This is a genomic window from Marinobacter sp., from assembly GCF_040904845.1.
GTDB lineage: Bacteria > Pseudomonadota > Gammaproteobacteria > Pseudomonadales > Oleiphilaceae > Marinobacter.
The window spans coordinates 13,263-30,215 of record NZ_JBBDSR010000077.1 but is presented as its reverse complement, the minus strand read 5'-3'; the positions used below and the strand labels follow the sequence as shown (position 1 = coordinate 30,215).

Below are 16,953 nucleotides of genomic sequence, written 5' to 3'. Positions count from 1 at the left end.
TTTCCTGGACGATTCATCAAAACGTGCGAGATCTATGACAAAAACACGGACAGCCTCATACCTTACGTCGTTTTGTTCCCTGGTTTTGCTGGTGTCGGCCGCCTCCGTTCCGGTTCAGGCGGCCGGTTCAGAAGCCGAACCCCGCCACGCCATCGCCATGCACGGCGACCCGAAATACTCCGAAGGCTTCAGCCATTTCGACTACGTCAACCCCGACGCGCCCAAGGGTGGCACCTTGCGCATGGCGGTGGTTGCTAACGGTTACGACTCCTTTAACCCGTTTGTCGTGCGCGGCGTCCCGGCTTCCGGCGTAACCGGTTATGTGTATGACACATTGCTGGAATCGTCGGATGACGAGCCATTCAGTGCCTACGGCCTGATCGCGGAATCACTGGAAACCCCGAAAGACCGCTCCTACGTGACCTTCAACCTCCGTAAAGAGGCCCGCTTTCACGATGGCAAGCCGATCACCGCGGACGATGTAAAATTTTCCTTCGACATCCTCACCACTGAAGGGCATCCGTTTTATCGCAACTACTATGCTGACGTCAGCAAAGTAACCGTCGAGGGTGAGCGCCGGGTCCGGTTTGACTTCAGTGATACCAGCAACCGCGAACTTCCGTTGATTCTCGGGCAGATGCCTATCATGCCGGCCGATTACTGGGAAGATCGGGAATTCGGCCGCAGTGGTCTGACGCCTCCGGTGGGCAGCGGCCCGTATGAGATCGGCGATTTTGAAGCCGGCCGTTCGGTCACCTTTGAACGAGTTGAAGATTACTGGGCGCAGAACCTCGGGCCCCGTAAAGGCCGGTTCAATTTCGATAAGGTTCGCTACGACTATTATTCCGACGACACCGTAGCGCTGGAAGCCTTCAAAGCGGGAAGCATCGATTTCCGGGTCGAATCCTCCGCCAAGAACTGGGCCACGGCCTACACCGGAGAGCGTTTCGATAAAAGCCTTATTCTGACTGAGTCGGTAGAACACCACCGGCCTGCAGGCATGCAGGCGTTTGTATTCAATACCCGCAAATCGACGTTCTCGGATCGCCGGGTGCGCGAAGCGCTCGGCTACGCCTTCGACTTCGAGTGGGCCAACAAGAATCTGTTCTACGACCAGTACACTCGCACCAAAAGTTTTTTTGAAAACAGTGAGCTGGCGTCCAGTGGCCTACCAGAAGGTCGGGAACTCGAGATTCTCACCGCTTTCGAGGACGAGCTGCCCGAGGACGTCTTCACCAAAGTCTATCAACCGCCCCGGACCGATGGAGAAGGCGGGCTTCGGGACAATTTCCGAAAAGCCATGGCGCTGCTCAAAGACGCCGGTTACGCCATTCGTGACGGAAATATGGTGCACACTGACAGCGGTGAACGACTGTCATTCGAGGTCCTGCTCCACCAGAAAAACTTTGAGCGGGTAGTTCTGCCGTTAAAGAACAACCTGGATCGCCTGGGCATAGACGTGTCCATTCGCCTGGTCGATACCAACCAGTATGTCCAGCGCGTTCGCCAGTTCGATTACGATGTGGTGACACAGGTTCTGCCGCAATCCGACTCCCCTGGTAACGAGCAACGGGAGTTCTGGCATTCATCAAACATCAATGCCAATGGCTCGAGGAATTACATGGGCGTCAACGACCCGGTGGTGGATGCGCTGATCGACAAAGTGATCCAGGCACCCGACCGGGAAGAACTGGTTTATCGGGTGCGCGCCCTCGACCGGGTTCTGCTACACGGCCACTACGTGATTCCACAGTGGTATCTCCCAAGCGATCGCATTGCCTATTGGGCCTATCTGAAACGCCCTGCGTCCACACCCAAGAATGGTGTAGACGTAGACAACTGGTGGTTGCAGCTCTGACCCCATGATTGTAACCGGCGCATTAAAGGCGAAAGGGCGAGTCTGAATGGGCGTATACATTCTCCGGCGGTTGGCACTGGTCATCCCGACCCTGCTCGGCATCATGCTACTCAACTTTCTGATCGTACAGGCAGCACCCGGTGGTCCGGTTGAGCAGCTTATCGCAGAGATGGAGGGCCACGGCGGTGGTGCCCTGGCCCGCGCCAGCGGCGGTGGCAGCGGGGGCGAAGTGTCCTCCGGTGGCGACTCCCGTGGCTCCCGCGGTATTCCCGATGAAATGCTCCAGGAAATCGAGGTCATGTATGGCTTCGACAAACCCGCTCACGAACGTTTTCTCAAGATGCTCGGTGACTACGCGACCTTCAATTTTGGGGAATCCTTCTTCCGTGAACGCACGGTACTGGAACTCATCATTGATAAGATGCCGGTATCGATTTCCCTTGGGCTCTGGTCCACTCTGATTATCTACCTTATCTCGATTCCTCTCGGCATTCGTAAGGCTGTCAGCGACGGCTCCCGCTTTGATGTCTGGAGCAGTTCGGCCATCGTGGTGGGTTACGCCATCCCGGGTTTCCTCTTTGCCATCCTGCTTATCGTGCTGTTTGCCGGCGGCAGCTATTTCGACTGGTTTCCGTTGCGGGGGCTGACGTCGTCCAATTTTGACGAACTCAACTGGCACCAGAAAATCGGCGATTATTTCTGGCATCTTGCCTTACCCGTGACGGCTAACGTCATCGGCGGGTTTGCCACCCTGACCCTGCTCACCAAAAACTCGTTTCTGGACGAAATCAGCAAACAATACGTGGTCACGGCAAAGGCAAAAGGCCTGGAAGAGAAACAGGTGTTGTATGGCCACGTGTTCCGCAACGCCATGCTGATTGTCATCGCCAGCCTGCCCGGGGTGCTGGTTGCCCTCTTCTTCACTGGCTCTTTGCTCATTGAAGTGATTTTCTCCCTGGATGGCCTTGGGCTGTTGGGGTTCGAGGCCGCGCTGAATCGGGACTATCCGGTTATCTTCGGGACGCTCTACATTTTTACCCTGATGGGCCTTGTGCTGAAACTGATCAGTGACATCACCTACGTGCTGGTGGACCCCCGCATCGATTTCGAAAGCCGGGAGGGTGCCTGAACCATGAAAAGCCTGACACCCATCCAGCAGCGACGACTGAAGAACTTTCGCAACAACCGGCGGGGCCTCTGGTCGCTGTGGATTTTCCTGATACTGTTCGGGCTTTCCCTGGTCGCAGAGCTGATCGCCAACGATGCGCCGCTGATGGTTTCCTACCAGGGGGATCTGTATTTCCCCATCGTTGAGTCTGTTCCAGAGGAAACCTTCGGCGGATTTCTGCCGTCGGAAGCCGACTATCGGGATGACTTCATTGCCGACGAAATCAAGGCCAATGGCTGGATGGTCTGGCCACCGATCCGGTTCAGCTACGACACCATCAATTACGACCTTGAAGAACCATCCCCCGCACCGCCTACTCTGGAAAACTGGCTGGGCACCGACGACCAGGGTCGCGATGTGGCAGCCAGGGTCATCTACGGTTTCCGGATATCCGTGCTGTTTGGCCTGACCCTGACCATTGCAAGCTGCATTGTCGGCGTGGTGGTCGGTGCCATTCAGGGCTTTTATGGCGGAAAGGTTGACCTGCTGGGCCAGCGTTTTATTGAGGTATGGTCAGGGCTCCCCGTACTCTATCTGTTGATTATTCTCTCCAGTATCGTACAGCCCAACTTCTGGTGGCTGCTGGGCATCATGCTGCTGTTCAGCTGGATGGGGCTGGTGGACGTGGTCCGCGCGGAATTCCTTCGCGCCAGGAACTTTGAGTATGTGCGGGCGGCCCGCGCGCTCGGCTTGGGTAATCGCAAGATCATGTTCCGGCATATACTGCCCAACGCCATGGTGGCCACTCTGACCTTTCTGCCGTTTATCCTGACCGGGGCGATTACCGGCCTTACCTCCCTGGATTTTCTGGGTTTCGGGCTGCCGTCAGGTTCACCGTCACTGGGCGAATTGATAGCCCAGGGCAAGTCCAACCTGCATGCTCCGTGGCTGGGCATCTCCGCGTTCGTGTCACTGTCGGTTATGCTGACCCTGCTGGTGTTCGTCGGTGAAGCCGTGCGGGATGCCTTCGATCCGAGAAAGAGCTGATATGGCGAACCTGCTGAACATCTCCGATCTGTCCATCTGCTTTGATCACGATGAGCCCGTGGTCGACTCCCTGTCGATCCACATTGACCCCGGCGAGACCCTGGCACTGGTGGGCGAAAGCGGCTCTGGCAAATCCGTCTCCGCCCTATCCATTCTGCGCCTGCTGGATGAGCGCCACGCCCACTATCTCGGCGGCCAGATTCTGTTCAACGGCGAGGACATGCTGAAAGCCAGCGACAAACGGCTGCGGCAAATTCGTGGCCGGCAGATCAGCATGATCTTTCAGGAACCGATGACGTCCCTCAACCCGTTGCATACGGTCGAAAAGCAGATCAGCGAAACACTTGCGCTGCACAAGGGGCTTCGGGGCCCGCAAGCGCGTAAACGCTGCATCGAGTTACTTGAGCTGGTTGGCATTGCAGCCCCCGAAACCCGGCTGGCCAGTTATCCGCATCAACTGTCCGGTGGGCAGAAACAGCGTGTGATGATCGCCATGGCGCTCGCCAACGAGCCAGACCTGCTGATTGCCGATGAGCCGACCACCGCACTTGACGTCACCGTGCAGCGCCAGGTGCTTGAGTTACTCCGTGACCTGCAGCAAAAGATGGGGATGGCGATCTTGCTGATCACCCACGACCTGTCCATTGTCCACCGTTACGCCGACCGGGTGGCTGTCATGGAAAAAGGGAAACTGGTTGAACATGCAGTAACCGACGATCTGTTTACCAATCCACAGCACATTTATACCCGCCGGCTGTTGGATGCGGAACCGCCGGAGGCACCGGAAGTCACCCCAACGGACAGCGGGCCTCTGCTGGAGGTCACGAACCTTAACGTTCGGTTTACCGTTAAGAAAAGCCTGTTTGGCCGGTCATCGCAATACTTCCATGCGGTTCAGGACACCAGTTTCACCCTCGCCCGTGGCGAAACCCTGGGCATTGTCGGTGAAAGCGGAAGCGGTAAAACCACCATCGGGCATGCCCTGCTGAAACTGACCGCCTCCACGGGTGATATTCGCCTCGACGGCGAGCCGATTGGCCATCTCGATCAAAAGCGCTTCCGCCCCTATCGCAGTCGCATTCAGATCGTGTTCCAGGACCCGTTTGGCAGCCTCAGTCCGCGCATGTCTGTCGCAGAAATCGTCCGGGAAGGGCTTGAGATACATTCACCGGGCAGTGCGGCCGACCACGACCGCAGGGTGGTCCAGGCATTAACCGACGTTGGGTTGGACCCAGACGCCAGACACCGCTATCCCCACGAGTTTTCTGGCGGGCAACGTCAGCGCATCGCGATCGCGCGGGCCCTGGTGCTGCAACCGGAGGTCATCATACTCGACGAGCCAACCTCAGCACTCGACCGCACGGTTCAGAAGCAGGTCATTACGCTTCTCCGGGATATTCAGGCACGCTATCAGCTAAGTTATATCTTCATCAGCCACGATCTGTCAGTGGTGCGTGCCCTCAGCCATAAACTGTTGGTGCTGCAGCACGGGCGGATTGTCGAATACGGTGACGCATCGGAATTGTTCCGCTCACCCAAGCAAGGCTACACTCAAGAGCTATTGAGTGCGGCCCTGTTCTATCAGAAGCCTACGACCAATTGAGCGTTACACCGGCCGAAGTGGTTCGGGGATAATGCATCAACACAGAGCATACAGGGAGAACATCTATGGGATTACTCAGTGGCAAAAAAGCGCTGATCGTTGGCGTCGCCAGCAAACACTCCATTGCCTACGGCATTGCGGAGGCCTTTGCCCGTGAAGGTGCCGAACTCGCCTTTACCTACCAGAACGAGAAGCTTCAGTCCCGGGTTGAAAAGTTCGCCGAAGGCTGGGGTAGCCAGCTTACCTTTCCCTGTGATGTAGCCAGCGACGAAGAAATCGACGCTGTGTTCACAGAGCTGGGCAAACACTGGGATAACATCGACATCATTATCCATGCCGTCGGTTTCGCACCGGCCCATGAACTGAACGGCAACTTCGTGGATGTCACCAGCCGTGACGGCTTCCGGACCGCCCATGACATCAGCTCGTACAGCTTTGTTGCGCTTGCCAAAGGTGCTCGCAGCATGATGCACGAGAACAGCTCGCTGCTGACCCTGAGCTATCTGGGCGCGGAAAAAGTCCTGCAGAACTACAACGTGATGGGTCTGGCCAAAGCGTCGCTGGAAGCCAACGTGCGCTACATGGCTGCAAGCCTCGGCCGTGAGGGTATCCGGGTAAACGGTATTTCCGCAGGGCCGATCAAGACCCTGGCCGCCTCCGGCATAAAGAGCTTCCGCCGCATGTTGGCGGAAAACGCCAAGCGCGCCCCGCTGCGCCGCAACGTGACCACCATCGAAGTCGGCAATGCCGCAGCGTTCCTCTGTTCGGATCTGGCCAGCGGCATTACCGGTGAGATCATGTACGTGGATGCTGGCTTTAACATCACCGGCATGGGCGAACTCGAAGACTGACACAGCATGAACCACCGGGCGTGATCACAGGCCCGGTGGTTCACTGCCTAATCTTCGGCCATCGCCCGGGCAGCAGCCTCCACCCAGTCGACGTAGGACGTATCGTCCGAATCCTGAATTTCAACACCCGCCAGGCTAAGGTTATTATCGTCGGCGCGGCACCAGACCACTTCCACCGTTAATGCAAATTCGTCCTGACCGGCACCAAGCGATACACAGGCCGACAGCAGCGCCCCGGGCGTCAGCGTTTCCGGCACGATCAGGCACAGCCCCTGGGCCGAGAAATCACGGATGTGGCAAACCAGCGTCCGGGACTCGTTCAGCGCTCTCCCGTCGGCGTCGGGCATTTCAGACTCCAGCTCCAGCCTGACCGATGCCGAGCCGGAGAGCCGATAGTCCTCACGGTTGTCTTCCCCTTCCGACTCTCCGTTACCCATACCAGGCTGGTCACCGAAGTTATAATCCACGTTACCCATGCGCTCCACCCGTTACTATCAATTCCGGCCCACCCTGATTCGCCCCACCACCCGACTGAGCGTGTCGTCAAATTCAGCCGCACTGCCGAGTACACGAACATTCCCTGCGAGCACCTGTTCCGCCAGTTGATCTCCCAGGAATTCACGACGGTTCAGGCCCAGACGGTCGACAAAGATCAATTTGTTTGAGGCATTGATTCTGACCGCCAGTTTCAGCCTGACCGGATCGACTTGGTCATCTGCTGTGGCCAGAACAATCCAGCCGCCCAGTTTGATGCCGTCCACAACTTTGTACACGGCCAGGCGTTCTTCCTGATCAAGGCGCTCTTGCTCCATTTTGTCATCCGCCTCGCGCTGATCGCGCGCCTGCTGCTCACGCGTCTCAAGTTCGGCACGCTGCTGCGCCTCTTCGGCCTGACGCTGCTGATCAGCCGCGGTTTTCTGCCGTCGAAGGGCTTTCGCCTTAGCCCTGGCCTCAAGCGCGGCTTCCTGGCGCAAGGCTTTCTGGCGGGTCAATACCTTATCGAGTGCCGCGACCGTGTCCGTTAGTACCTTCCCGAAAGACGTTAACGCTGGCAGCGGGCGGATCGACCCCGCTTCTCTCGCCTGTGCGAATTCGTCCCAGGACTGCAGCCCTAGCTTGACCCCTGCGCCGTTGGTCCAGAGTATTTCCGCCGTTTCCGGCAAGAGCGCGAAGAAATAACTCCGTTGTTCCTGTTTTCCTTCACCCTCCGCAAACCACTGCCGCTCAAGCGCCTGATATGTCTCTGTCGGCGGAGTGGAGAGCGACAACCAGCTTGCGTCCCAGGAAAATTTCGAGGGTTCGGGAAGCGCTGATTTGAGTTCCGGGGTTTCACCACGAAGCCGTGCCATGAGCACTGACTGAATGCCCTCCAGAATGGAGGCCGGCAATGGCTTACCGTGGACACGGTGCCAAACATCAAGAATTCTGTCGCCGATCTGCTCCCCTACATGGTAGAGGCGATTGCGGTCACGGTCTGATAGGGATGGATCGCCCAGCCAGACCAGCCACTCAAGCAACTTCCTGCCGTGACGGCCATTGTCCGCGTCGAGCTCACCGGCCCAGACCACCTGCTTCAGCAACGGCAACCAATGATCGAAAATGAAGGTGACCACCGCCTGCGGCAGCTTCCGCCCCGTCAAAGCGCGACCCACCAGTGCCCGCGCCGTCTGATCAGCGCAGCGCTGACGCGCCGCGCCCTGTTCGGTCACCAGAAGCCGGTTACGAAGCCGTGTGACCTGTTGCGTACGCTTGGCGGAATCCTCCTGCCATTCACGGCAGAATGCATTCAGGGGCTCGCAGGTGGTGCTCTCGAAGCAAGCGGACACCGAAATCACCAGCGAGCTGAGCTGATCCAGCAAAACCCTGGCAGAGCGCCCGCCGGAATCACTCCAGCCGCGCCATTCCTGCAGCCCGTCCAGCCATCGGAGCAGCACACCGGTGAACGCGTCTTCCCCGGCTTCGTTCATTCGCCAGGCCAGAAAGAAACGCAGGCGCGCCACCCGGCGGGCCAGTTCGGGGTGCAGACCGCTGGTTTTCAGGAACACGTCCATGATGCGATCGGCCACATACGCAGAGTTGATCTGCCGCACGGACCAGGTCAGCGACACCGACTGAATAAGCTGTATCACCCGCTCATCCCGCTGCTCGGTCCAGCACGAACCAAGCACGGGTTTCCAGTCGCTGACCGCGTCTTCGGACGGTTTACCAACCGGGTACGGCAGGTCGGGCACACGGATGCCGGAGAGGACATCGTCGAGCTTCTCCATCACCTGTTCGCGGGGCAGTACTGCAGGCTTGTTCTGCCGGTTCTCAGACATCCGTTTTCCGCACGTTAGAAGCGTTGAAATGGTCTATCAAATGACGCAGTATAACCAACTCACCGGGTTTTGCTTGATTATAAAGCCACCGGGTTTCGTTCAATCTGGCACGGCCTACAGGGTATCAGCTACCTGTTCTGGCTGCTGCATCGTTAAGGACCAGGGATAACAAAAGCATGTCGGGCACCAAACTTGAGAATATTAATGTGGCGAATCAGGAACCACTGATCACTCCCGAAGCGCTGAAGCAGGAAATGCCACTGGCAGGCGCTGCGGCAGAAACCGTCGAAAAGGGGCGCCAGGCCATCTATGACATCATGGACGGCAAAGACCATCGCCTGTTTGTTGTTATCGGCCCCTGCTCTATTCACGACGTCGAAGCCGCCCGGGATTACGCTGCACGTCTCAGAAAACTGGCCGACGAAGTCAGCGATACCCTGCTGATCGTCATGCGGGTGTACTTTGAAAAGCCCCGCACCACCGTCGGCTGGAAAGGTCTGATTAACGATCCTCACCTGAACGATACCTTCGACATCGAACAGGGCCTACACATTGGCCGCCGACTGCTTCTGGACATCGCCGAGCTCGGTCTGCCAACCGCCACAGAAGCGCTGGACCCGATTTCTCCCCAGTATCTTCAGGACACCATTTCCTGGTCCGCCATTGGTGCACGGACCACTGAGTCCCAGACCCACCGGGAAATGAGCAGCGGTTTGTCCATGGCAATCGGTTTCAAGAATGGTACTGATGGCAGCCTTGATGTGGCCGTCAATGCCATGAAATCGGTTTCTCATCCGCACAGTTTCCTGGGCATCGACCAGCAAGGCCAGGTCGCTATCATTCGCACCAAAGGCAACAATTATGGCCACGTGGTGCTGCGTGGCGGTGGCGGCAAGCCGAACTATGACTCGGTCAATGTCGCACTCTGTGAGCAGGCGCTGGACAAGGCCGGCCTTCGCAAATCGGTCATGGTGGATTGCAGTCACGCCAACTCAAGCAAAGATCCGGGAATTCAGCCCTTGGTTATGCAGGACATCACCCACCAGATCCTTGAGGGCAACCAGTCCATTCAGGGGTTGATGGTGGAGAGCAACATCCATTGGGGCAACCAGCCTATCCCACAGAACCTGGCCGATCTTCAGTACGGCGTGTCGGTCACCGATGCGTGCATTGACTGGCCGACCACAGAGAAAGCCATTCGAGAGATGCGCGATAAACTGAAAGACGTGCTACCAAAGCGCAAGGGCTGAAGCCGTCTGGCCTTGTTCATCAATAAAAAGGGGAGCTTTGGCTCCCCTTTTTATTGATGAACAGGTTATTGATCGGTAGGTAGAGCGGCAATCCAGTCCAGCCGTTCCCGCAACCGGACCACTTGGCCGATAATCACGAGCGTGGGGGCCTGCACTTGCCGTTCCTGAACTCTTTGTTCAATGGTCGCCAGGTTACCCGTCACCACTACCTGCTCCGGCGTGGTGCCTTTGGAGATCAACGCGACCGGCATGTCGCTGTCCATGCCGTGAGCCATCAACTCGCGGCAGATAATCGGCAGGCCCACTAACCCCATGTAGAAAACCAGTGTCTGGTTGTTCTGCACGAAGTCCTTCCAGGGTAAATCACAGGTATCGTTCTTGAGGTGCCCGGTCACAAACCGGACTGACTGGGCATGATCGCGATGGGTCAGCGGAATGCCGGCATAGGCGGCGCAGCCTGAGGCCGCAGTAATGCCGGGAACCACCTGGAAGCGAACGCCCGCATCGGCGAGGGTTTCAATTTCTTCCCCGCCACGCCCGAAAATAAACGGGTCTCCGCCTTTGAGCCGCACGACACGACGGCCCTGCTTCGCCAGCTCAACCAGACGATGGTTAATCTGCTCCTGAGGCAACGTATGGTAAGCCCGTTGTTTTCCGACGTGGATCTTTTCGGCGGTGTCCGGGATCAGAGCGAGAATGTCCGCTGACACCAGCCGATCGTAGAGTACAACCTCCGCAGACTGGATCAGTCGCCAGGCCTTCAGCGTCAGCAGCTCCGGATCGCCCGGGCCGGCACCGACCAGTGCGACCTCACCACTGGAACTGTTGGGGTTGTCGGTCACCGGATTGGCTTTGTACCGAACCGGTGCAGGCCGAGCTTTGACGCCCGATCCTGGTGCAGGTTTCCGCTCGCTCATTGAATCGTTTCCAAACCTCCCATGTAAGGCTTCAGTGCGTCCGGAACCACAATGCTGCCGTCCGCCTGCTGGTAGTTCTCCATCACGGCAATCAGGGCACGGCCCACGGCAAGACCGGACCCGTTCAGAGTGTGAACGGGCTCGGGCTTACCGGTTTCCGGGTTACGCCACCGTGCATGCATGCGTCGTGCCTGAAAATCACGGGCGTTGGAACAGGAGGATATTTCGCGGAATTTGTTCTGCCCTGGCAGCCACACCTCAAGGTCGTAGGTACGGGCGGCAGCGAAGCCCATATCCCCGCCACACAGGGCCACCACGCGGTACGGCAATTCGAGCCGTTGAAGCACTTTTTCAGCGTGCCCGGTCAACGCCTCCAGAGCGGCGTCCGAGTCTTCCGGGCGAACCACCTGAACCAGCTCAACTTTGTCGAACTGATGCTGCCGGATCATACCCCGGGTGTCCCGGCCGTAGGAGCCTGCTTCACTGCGGAAGCAGGGTGTGTGGCACACCAGCTGCAGCGGAAGCTCCCTGGCGTCCAGAATGGTGTCTGACACCAGATTGGTGACCGGCACCTCGGCCGTGGGAATCAGGTATAGCGGGTGGTCGCCTCCCACTTTGAACAGGTCTTCCTCAAATTTTGGCAGCTGACCCGTGCCGTACAGCGTTTCGGCATTCACCAGATAGGGAACATAGGCCTCGGTATAACCGTGGTCCGCCGTATGCAGATCGAGCATGAACTGGGCCAGCGCCCGATGCAGTCGCGCTATCGGCCCTCGCATCACGGCAAAACGGGAGTGAGCAAGCCGGGTTGCGGTATCAAAATCCATGCCTTTGAGAGCATCACCCAGGGCAACGTGATCTTTGGGTTCAAAGTCGAATGTTTTTGCGGTGCCCCAGGTTCGCACCTCGACATTATCTTCTTCACTGTCGCCGGCGGGCACGTCTTCATCCGGCAGGTTCGGAACCCCTGCCAGAAACGCGTTCAGCTCTTCCTGCAAGCCGCGGAGTTCCTCTTCCGCTTCCGATTTCTCCGCTTTCAGGTTGTCCACTTCCTCCAGAAGAGGCTGGATATCCTCACCGGCGGCCTTGGCCTTGCCGATGGATTTGGAACGTTTATTCTGCTCGCTTTGCAGCGTTTCCGTACGAACCTGAAGGGCGCGGCGGCGTTCTTCCAGCTGTTCGAAGGTGGCGGTGTCGAAGACAAAATGTTTGAGAGCCAGCCGACGGGCGATCTCTTCAGTCTGGGTACGGACACGTTTGGGATCGAGCATGGTTATCCTGACTATTCCGATTAACGATGTGTGTTGAATGACTGGCCATTATACCTGCGCTGACGCTGGTGGCTACCGTACCAGCCCGGCTCAGGAATAGCGTTTACGAGGACTTTGGGCGTTGAGGGCATCCAGCCGCTGGCGCTTTTCCGAGAGCTTGATTTCAAGCCCGCGATTGACCGGTTCATAATAGCGGCGCTGGTAGATCGCCTCTGGCAGGTAGGATTCCCCGGCGGCGAAGGCATCCTGCTCATCATGGGCGTACCGGTAGTCGTCACCGTGGCCGAGAGTTTTCATCAGTTTGGTTGGGGCATTGCGCAAGTGCACCGGTACGTCGTAATCCGGATCGCTGCGAATATCCGCCATGCACTGGTTAAAAGCGTTGTAGACACCAATGCTCTTAGGGGCCAGAGCCAGGTAGGTTACTGCCTGGGCCAATGTCAGTTCGCCTTCGGGAGACCCCAGCCGTTCCTGGGCATCCCACGCGTCGAGTGACAGCTGAAGTGCTCGGGGGTCGGCGTTGCCGATATCCTCACTGGCGATTCTTACCAGCCGCCGGGCCACATACAAGGGATCACAGCCACCGTCGAGCATTCTGCAAAGCCAGTAAAGCGCGCCGTCGGGATCTGACCCACGAACCGACTTGTGAAGGGCTGAAATCTGATCGTAAAAAACATCCCCACCCTTATCGAACCGCCGGAGGCTGGTCTGCAGAACCTGCTCAAGGTGGTCTTCGGTGATCTGAAGCTGACCCTGGTCATCCACCTCGGCCAGATCACCGGCGACCTCCAGAATATTCAGCGCCCTGCGAGCGTCTCCGCCAGAGGCTGAGGCCATCATCAACAACACCGCATCGCTGACGGCAATTTCGCCATTGAGCCCTTCCTCCGCACCCAGTGCACGCCGGAGCAGGCAGATAATGTCGTCCTCCTCCAGGTTTTTGAGCACGTACACGCGAGTGCGTGACAGCAAGGCGCTATTCAGTTCAAACGAGGGGTTCTCGGTGGTGGCACCGACAAAAATAAACGTGCCGTCTTCAATATGCGGCAGAAACGCATCCTGCTGACCTTTATTGAAGCGGTGAACTTCGTCAACGAACAGCAGGGTGTCTCGGCCTTCCATGCGTTTTCGGTTTTTTGCACGTGCCACAATTTCGCGAATGTCTTTAACACCGCTGAGCACCGCCGATACGGTTTCAAAACTGAGGTCGCTGAGGTTCGCCAGCAGTTGGGCGAAGGTGGTTTTGCCGACGCCGGGCGGGCCCCATAGAATCATGGAGTGAAGTTGGCCCTGTTCTACCGCTCTGCGCAGCGGTTTACCCGGGCCGACCAGGTGGGCCTGGCCGACGTAGTCGTCGAGGGTCCGGAGCCGCATTCGCGCGGCGAGGGGGCGAAATCCCTCCTGCTCCTGGAACAGGCTATCCTGCATCAGGCCCCGTCCCGGATGACGTCGACCTCGTCCGGGTAGTCGAGCGTAAATACCGTGTCATCGATGGCGCTGTTGACTTCAATCCCGTTAAAGCTCAACACGCTGAGTTGCGAGAGCGAATCTTCCATTCGCATTTCCTGCAGCTCGCCCTTGTAAAACGTCAGGCGCAGCGACACGAACAGAGAGTCCGCGTCCCGTGGCTCCAGAGTGAATTCGCGGGTATTCTCACCCTTGCTGCGCTTGGAAACGCTGTAGGTTTCATTCAGATCCCCTACTTCGCCGCTAAGCAGCAGTGCCGGTGTTGTCTGCACTTTATCGTCCAGATTGTGAATCGTGACCTGTTCCAGGTCCGGATCGTACAGCTCGACGGTGGAACCATCACTGACGATGAACTGCGAATGTGGTTGGCTGGTCTCCCAGTAAAACAATCCGGGCCGCTTTGCTTTCAGGGAACCCCGGGATTCCTGGAAATTTTGGCCGTTCTCGTTGACGACAATCTGGATAAAGTCCGCCTGGTAGGACTCATAGCTTTCCAGAATTTCTGCAAGTTCGGCGGCATCTTCCTGACTGTCCGCCTGCGCCTGAATGGTCACGGGCATCAACACAGCCATCATCAGCAATGGCGTCCAGAAGGAACGGGCAAAGTGTGTCATCGTCAGAACTCCTAATCTCTTGGTGGTGGCGGAGCCAGGACTTCGCGGGCACCGTTATGGCCCGCAGAACTGACCACACCCGATGCTTCCATGGCTTCAACCAGGTTTGCAGCCCGGTTGTATCCGATCTTGAATTTACGCTGCACAGAAGATATCGATACCCTGCGGCCTTCGGTTACGAATGCGACCGCTTCGTCGAAAAGCGAATCGTTTTCACTGTCTGCCCCGCCGTCGGACAATGTCGGCACACCCGGCAGGTTTTCACCTTCCGCGCCATTCAGGACATCGTCGATGTAAACCGGCTCGCCCCTGGCTTTCCAGGCGCTGACCACACGGTGCACTTCGTCGTCATCGACAAAAGCCCCGTGCACACGCACCGGAAGCCCCGACCCTGGCGGCAAATAGAGCATGTCGCCGTGCCCCAACAACTGCTCCGCCCCACCCTGGTCCAGTACGGTGCGGGAATCGATCTTGGAGGAAACCTGGAAGGACATACGGGTCGGGATATTGGCCTTGATCAGGCCGGTAATGACATCCACCGATGGTCTCTGCGTCGCGAGGATCAGATGGATACCCGCCGCTCGCGCCTTCTGCGCGATCCTGGCGATAAGTTCTTCCACTTTTTTGCCGACAATCATCATCATGTCGGCGAATTCATCGATAACCACCACGATGAAGGGCAAGGTTTCCAGCTCAGGACGCTCCTGCTCATCGTTGGCCAGATACTCGTCGGGTTTCCAGATCGGATCGAGTAGCGGCTCACCGGCCTCCGCGGCATCCCGTATCTTGCGGTTGTAACCGGCAAGGTTCCGCACCCCCAGGTTGGCCATCAGGCGGTAGCGGCGCTCCATTTCAGCCACACACCAGCGCAACGCGTTTGCCGCCTCTTTCATATCGGTCACAACGGGGGCCAGCAAGTGCGGAATACCATCGTAGATGCTCAGCTCGAGCATCTTCGGGTCGACCATGATAAACCGGACTTCATCAGGGGAGGCTTTCAACAACATGCTGAGCAGCATGGCGTTCACACCAACGGACTTACCCGAGCCTGTGGTGCCAGCCACCAGCAGATGTGGCATTTTGGAAAGATTCGCCACCATCGGGTTACCGCCAATGTCATTACCCAGGGCCATGGTCAATGGCGAAGAGGAGTCCTGGAACACGCGCGCGCTCAATACTTCACTGAGGCGTACCATTTCCCGCTCTTCGTTGGGGATTTCAATACCAACCACGGATTTCCCGGGAATAACCTCGACAACCCGAACGCTCAGCACCGCCAATGAACGTGCCAGGTCTTTCGCCAGATTGGAAATTTTGCTCACCTTGACGCCGGCCGCCGGCTTGATCTCAAACCGGGTAATCACCGGCCCCGGATTGACTTCGACAACCTCCACGGTGACACCGAAATCCGCCAGTTTTTCTTCCAGCAGCCGGGACATGTGCTGCAGCGATTCCTCCGAATACCCTTTCTCTTTGTGCTCTTCCGGCGGATCGAGTAGGGAAATCGGCGGAATCGGGCTTTCCACGTCTTCCAGCAGCGACGGCTGACTGTTTTTGCCATTCTTGTCGCTTGTTGCCGGCTCATCCCGTTTGAAAGGGGATATTTTTAAAGCTCGGGACGCTGCGGCACCCGCCTTTGGCTTTGCCTTAGGCGATGCCTTCATCGACACGTTATCGGGTGCGTCGACCCGGTCGTCCCGCGAGCTAAAACTTTCCAGGCGTGCCGGTTCCACGTCGCCAGTGTCGGCCAGGCCGTCGATGGCAGGCTCCCGACGGCTGTCGGACCGGCCATTGTGTTTTCCGGCTTTGACTTTTTCCTGCTTGCGGCCAAGGCCTGGAAGCTTGTGCCACCACCGTGGCCCGCCCTTCTCTTTCGTCTTTTCTTTCGCTTTCTTTGATTCGACGCGATCTTCCACCACCGGCGGCTCCGGCTCCGGTGGCTTTTTTTGCGCTGCGTCAGGTCTGGCGGACTGTTTCGGCTTACCGTCTGCGCTGAACAGCTGTTTCAGCCGCTGACTGACACGAAGCGTTGCCTGCCCAAGCTGATCCATCAACCAGAACCAGGACAGTCCGGTGGTCACCGTCAGTGCAAAAAGGAAAATCGCGATCAACAGCAAGGTGGTTGCCGGCAGGTTGAAAAAACGGACCATAGCTTCGGACACCGCCGAACCCAGGACCCCGCCTGAGGACACACCCAGCCCGAACACCGAATACAGCGACAGCAGGCTGGTTGCGGACAGCAGAATCAGCAGAAACCCGCCAAACCGCATGGTCAGCAATGGCCAGTGGAGATCCAGTGGATCATTGCGGCGGCGCACCAGCATCAGGGCGTAGCCGGCGACCATCACGGGGAACAGGAAGGCCACGTGGCCAAAGAAATCCATCAGCAGGCTGGCAATCCAGGCCCCTGTCCGACCGGCGTAGTTCTGCACACTGGTTTCATGACCGATGCTGGCCCACCCGGGGTCGGACGGGCTGAACGTCACCAGAGCCATCGCAAGATAGATACACAGTGCAATCAACGCGATAACGGCACCTTCACGGCTTCCCTGAGCCGCCAGGCGACGGAATCGCTGTTGCTTCTCTGTCAGTTGCTGTGTCTTTTGTGCTTTAGCCGACTCTGCCATGAATACTCAGACGTTACTGTGG

12 protein-coding genes and 1 pseudogene are annotated in these 16,953 nt (G+C 57.8%); 6 read left to right on the top strand and 7 right to left on the bottom strand.

Annotated elements, in window-relative coordinates; translation table 11 throughout:
- Positions 1-34 precede the first annotated feature (34 nt).
- The 5 genes from WD429_RS10195 to WD429_RS10175 all read left to right on the top strand — a co-directional run bounded on the left by WD429_RS10195 (position 35) and on the right by WD429_RS10175 (position 6,467).
- Positions 35-1,858, top strand: a complete 1,824-nt coding sequence (locus WD429_RS10195) for an extracellular solute-binding protein (RefSeq protein WP_368422066.1) — start codon at positions 35-37, stop codon at positions 1,856-1,858.
- A 46-nt stretch (positions 1,859-1,904) separates the two neighbouring features.
- Positions 1,905-2,987 carry a microcin C ABC transporter permease YejB gene (locus tag WD429_RS10190; RefSeq protein ID WP_368422065.1) on the top strand — a complete coding sequence of 361 codons (1,083 nt, stop codon included), beginning with the start codon at positions 1,905-1,907 and terminating at the stop codon, positions 2,985-2,987.
- A 3-nt stretch (positions 2,988-2,990) separates the two neighbouring features.
- Complete coding sequence (locus tag WD429_RS10185; protein WP_368422064.1) at positions 2,991-4,013, top strand: ABC transporter permease; 1,023 nt, start codon at positions 2,991-2,993, stop codon at positions 4,011-4,013.
- Between the two features lies 1 nt (position 4,014).
- Positions 4,015-5,616, top strand: coding sequence for an ABC transporter ATP-binding protein (locus WD429_RS10180; RefSeq protein WP_368422063.1), 1,602 nt, complete (start codon positions 4,015-4,017; stop codon positions 5,614-5,616).
- Positions 5,617-5,681: 65 nt separating this feature from the next.
- Entirely contained in the window at positions 5,682-6,467 is a 786-nt protein-coding gene (locus tag WD429_RS10175) for an enoyl-ACP reductase (RefSeq protein ID WP_368422062.1), read from the top strand.
- Between the two features lie 47 nt (positions 6,468-6,514).
- Here the strand turns inward: WD429_RS10175 and WD429_RS10170 are convergent, their stop codons facing one another.
- A complete protein-coding gene (locus tag WD429_RS10170; protein ID WP_368422061.1) occupies positions 6,515-6,943 on the bottom strand; it encodes a PilZ domain-containing protein in 429 nt (142 codons plus the stop codon).
- An 18-nt stretch (positions 6,944-6,961) separates the two neighbouring features.
- Entirely contained in the window at positions 6,962-8,785 is a 1,824-nt protein-coding gene (locus WD429_RS10165) for a DUF1631 family protein (protein ID WP_368422060.1), read from the bottom strand.
- 176 nt (positions 8,786-8,961) lie between these two features.
- On the opposite strand from WD429_RS10165, the gene WD429_RS10160 reads away from it, so the two are divergent.
- A complete protein-coding gene (locus WD429_RS10160) occupies positions 8,962-10,035 on the top strand; it encodes a 3-deoxy-7-phosphoheptulonate synthase (protein ID WP_368422059.1) in 1,074 nt (357 codons plus the stop codon).
- A gap of 65 nt (positions 10,036-10,100) precedes the next feature.
- On the opposite strand, the pseudogene cobA reads toward WD429_RS10160, so the two are convergent.
- From cobA to WD429_RS10135, 5 genes and pseudogenes are all read right to left on the bottom strand, one after another.
- Positions 10,101-10,952, bottom strand: a pseudogene (gene cobA / locus WD429_RS10155) (uroporphyrinogen-III C-methyltransferase); the annotation flags it as partial.
- The gene (gene serS / locus WD429_RS10150; RefSeq protein WP_368422058.1) at positions 10,949-12,223 is read right to left on the bottom strand and encodes a serine--tRNA ligase; all 1,275 of its coding nucleotides are present in this window, start codon (positions 12,221-12,223) and stop codon (positions 10,949-10,951) included. The pseudogene cobA and the gene serS, both read right to left, overlap by 4 nt.
- Positions 12,224-12,313: 90 nt before the next feature.
- Positions 12,314-13,651 carry a replication-associated recombination protein A gene (locus tag WD429_RS10145; protein ID WP_368422057.1) on the bottom strand — a complete coding sequence of 446 codons (1,338 nt, stop codon included), beginning with the start codon at positions 13,649-13,651 and terminating at the stop codon, positions 12,314-12,316.
- Positions 13,651-14,265, bottom strand: coding sequence for an outer membrane lipoprotein chaperone LolA (lolA, locus tag WD429_RS10140; protein WP_368422134.1), 615 nt, complete (start codon positions 14,263-14,265; stop codon positions 13,651-13,653). The genes WD429_RS10145 and lolA overlap by 1 nt, the downstream gene beginning before the upstream one ends.
- Positions 14,266-14,315: 50 nt before the next feature.
- On the bottom strand, positions 14,316-16,931 hold the full coding sequence (locus WD429_RS10135) for a DNA translocase FtsK (protein WP_368422056.1): 2,616 nt from the start codon (positions 16,929-16,931) through the stop codon (positions 14,316-14,318).
- Positions 16,932-16,953: the final 22 nt, after the last annotated feature.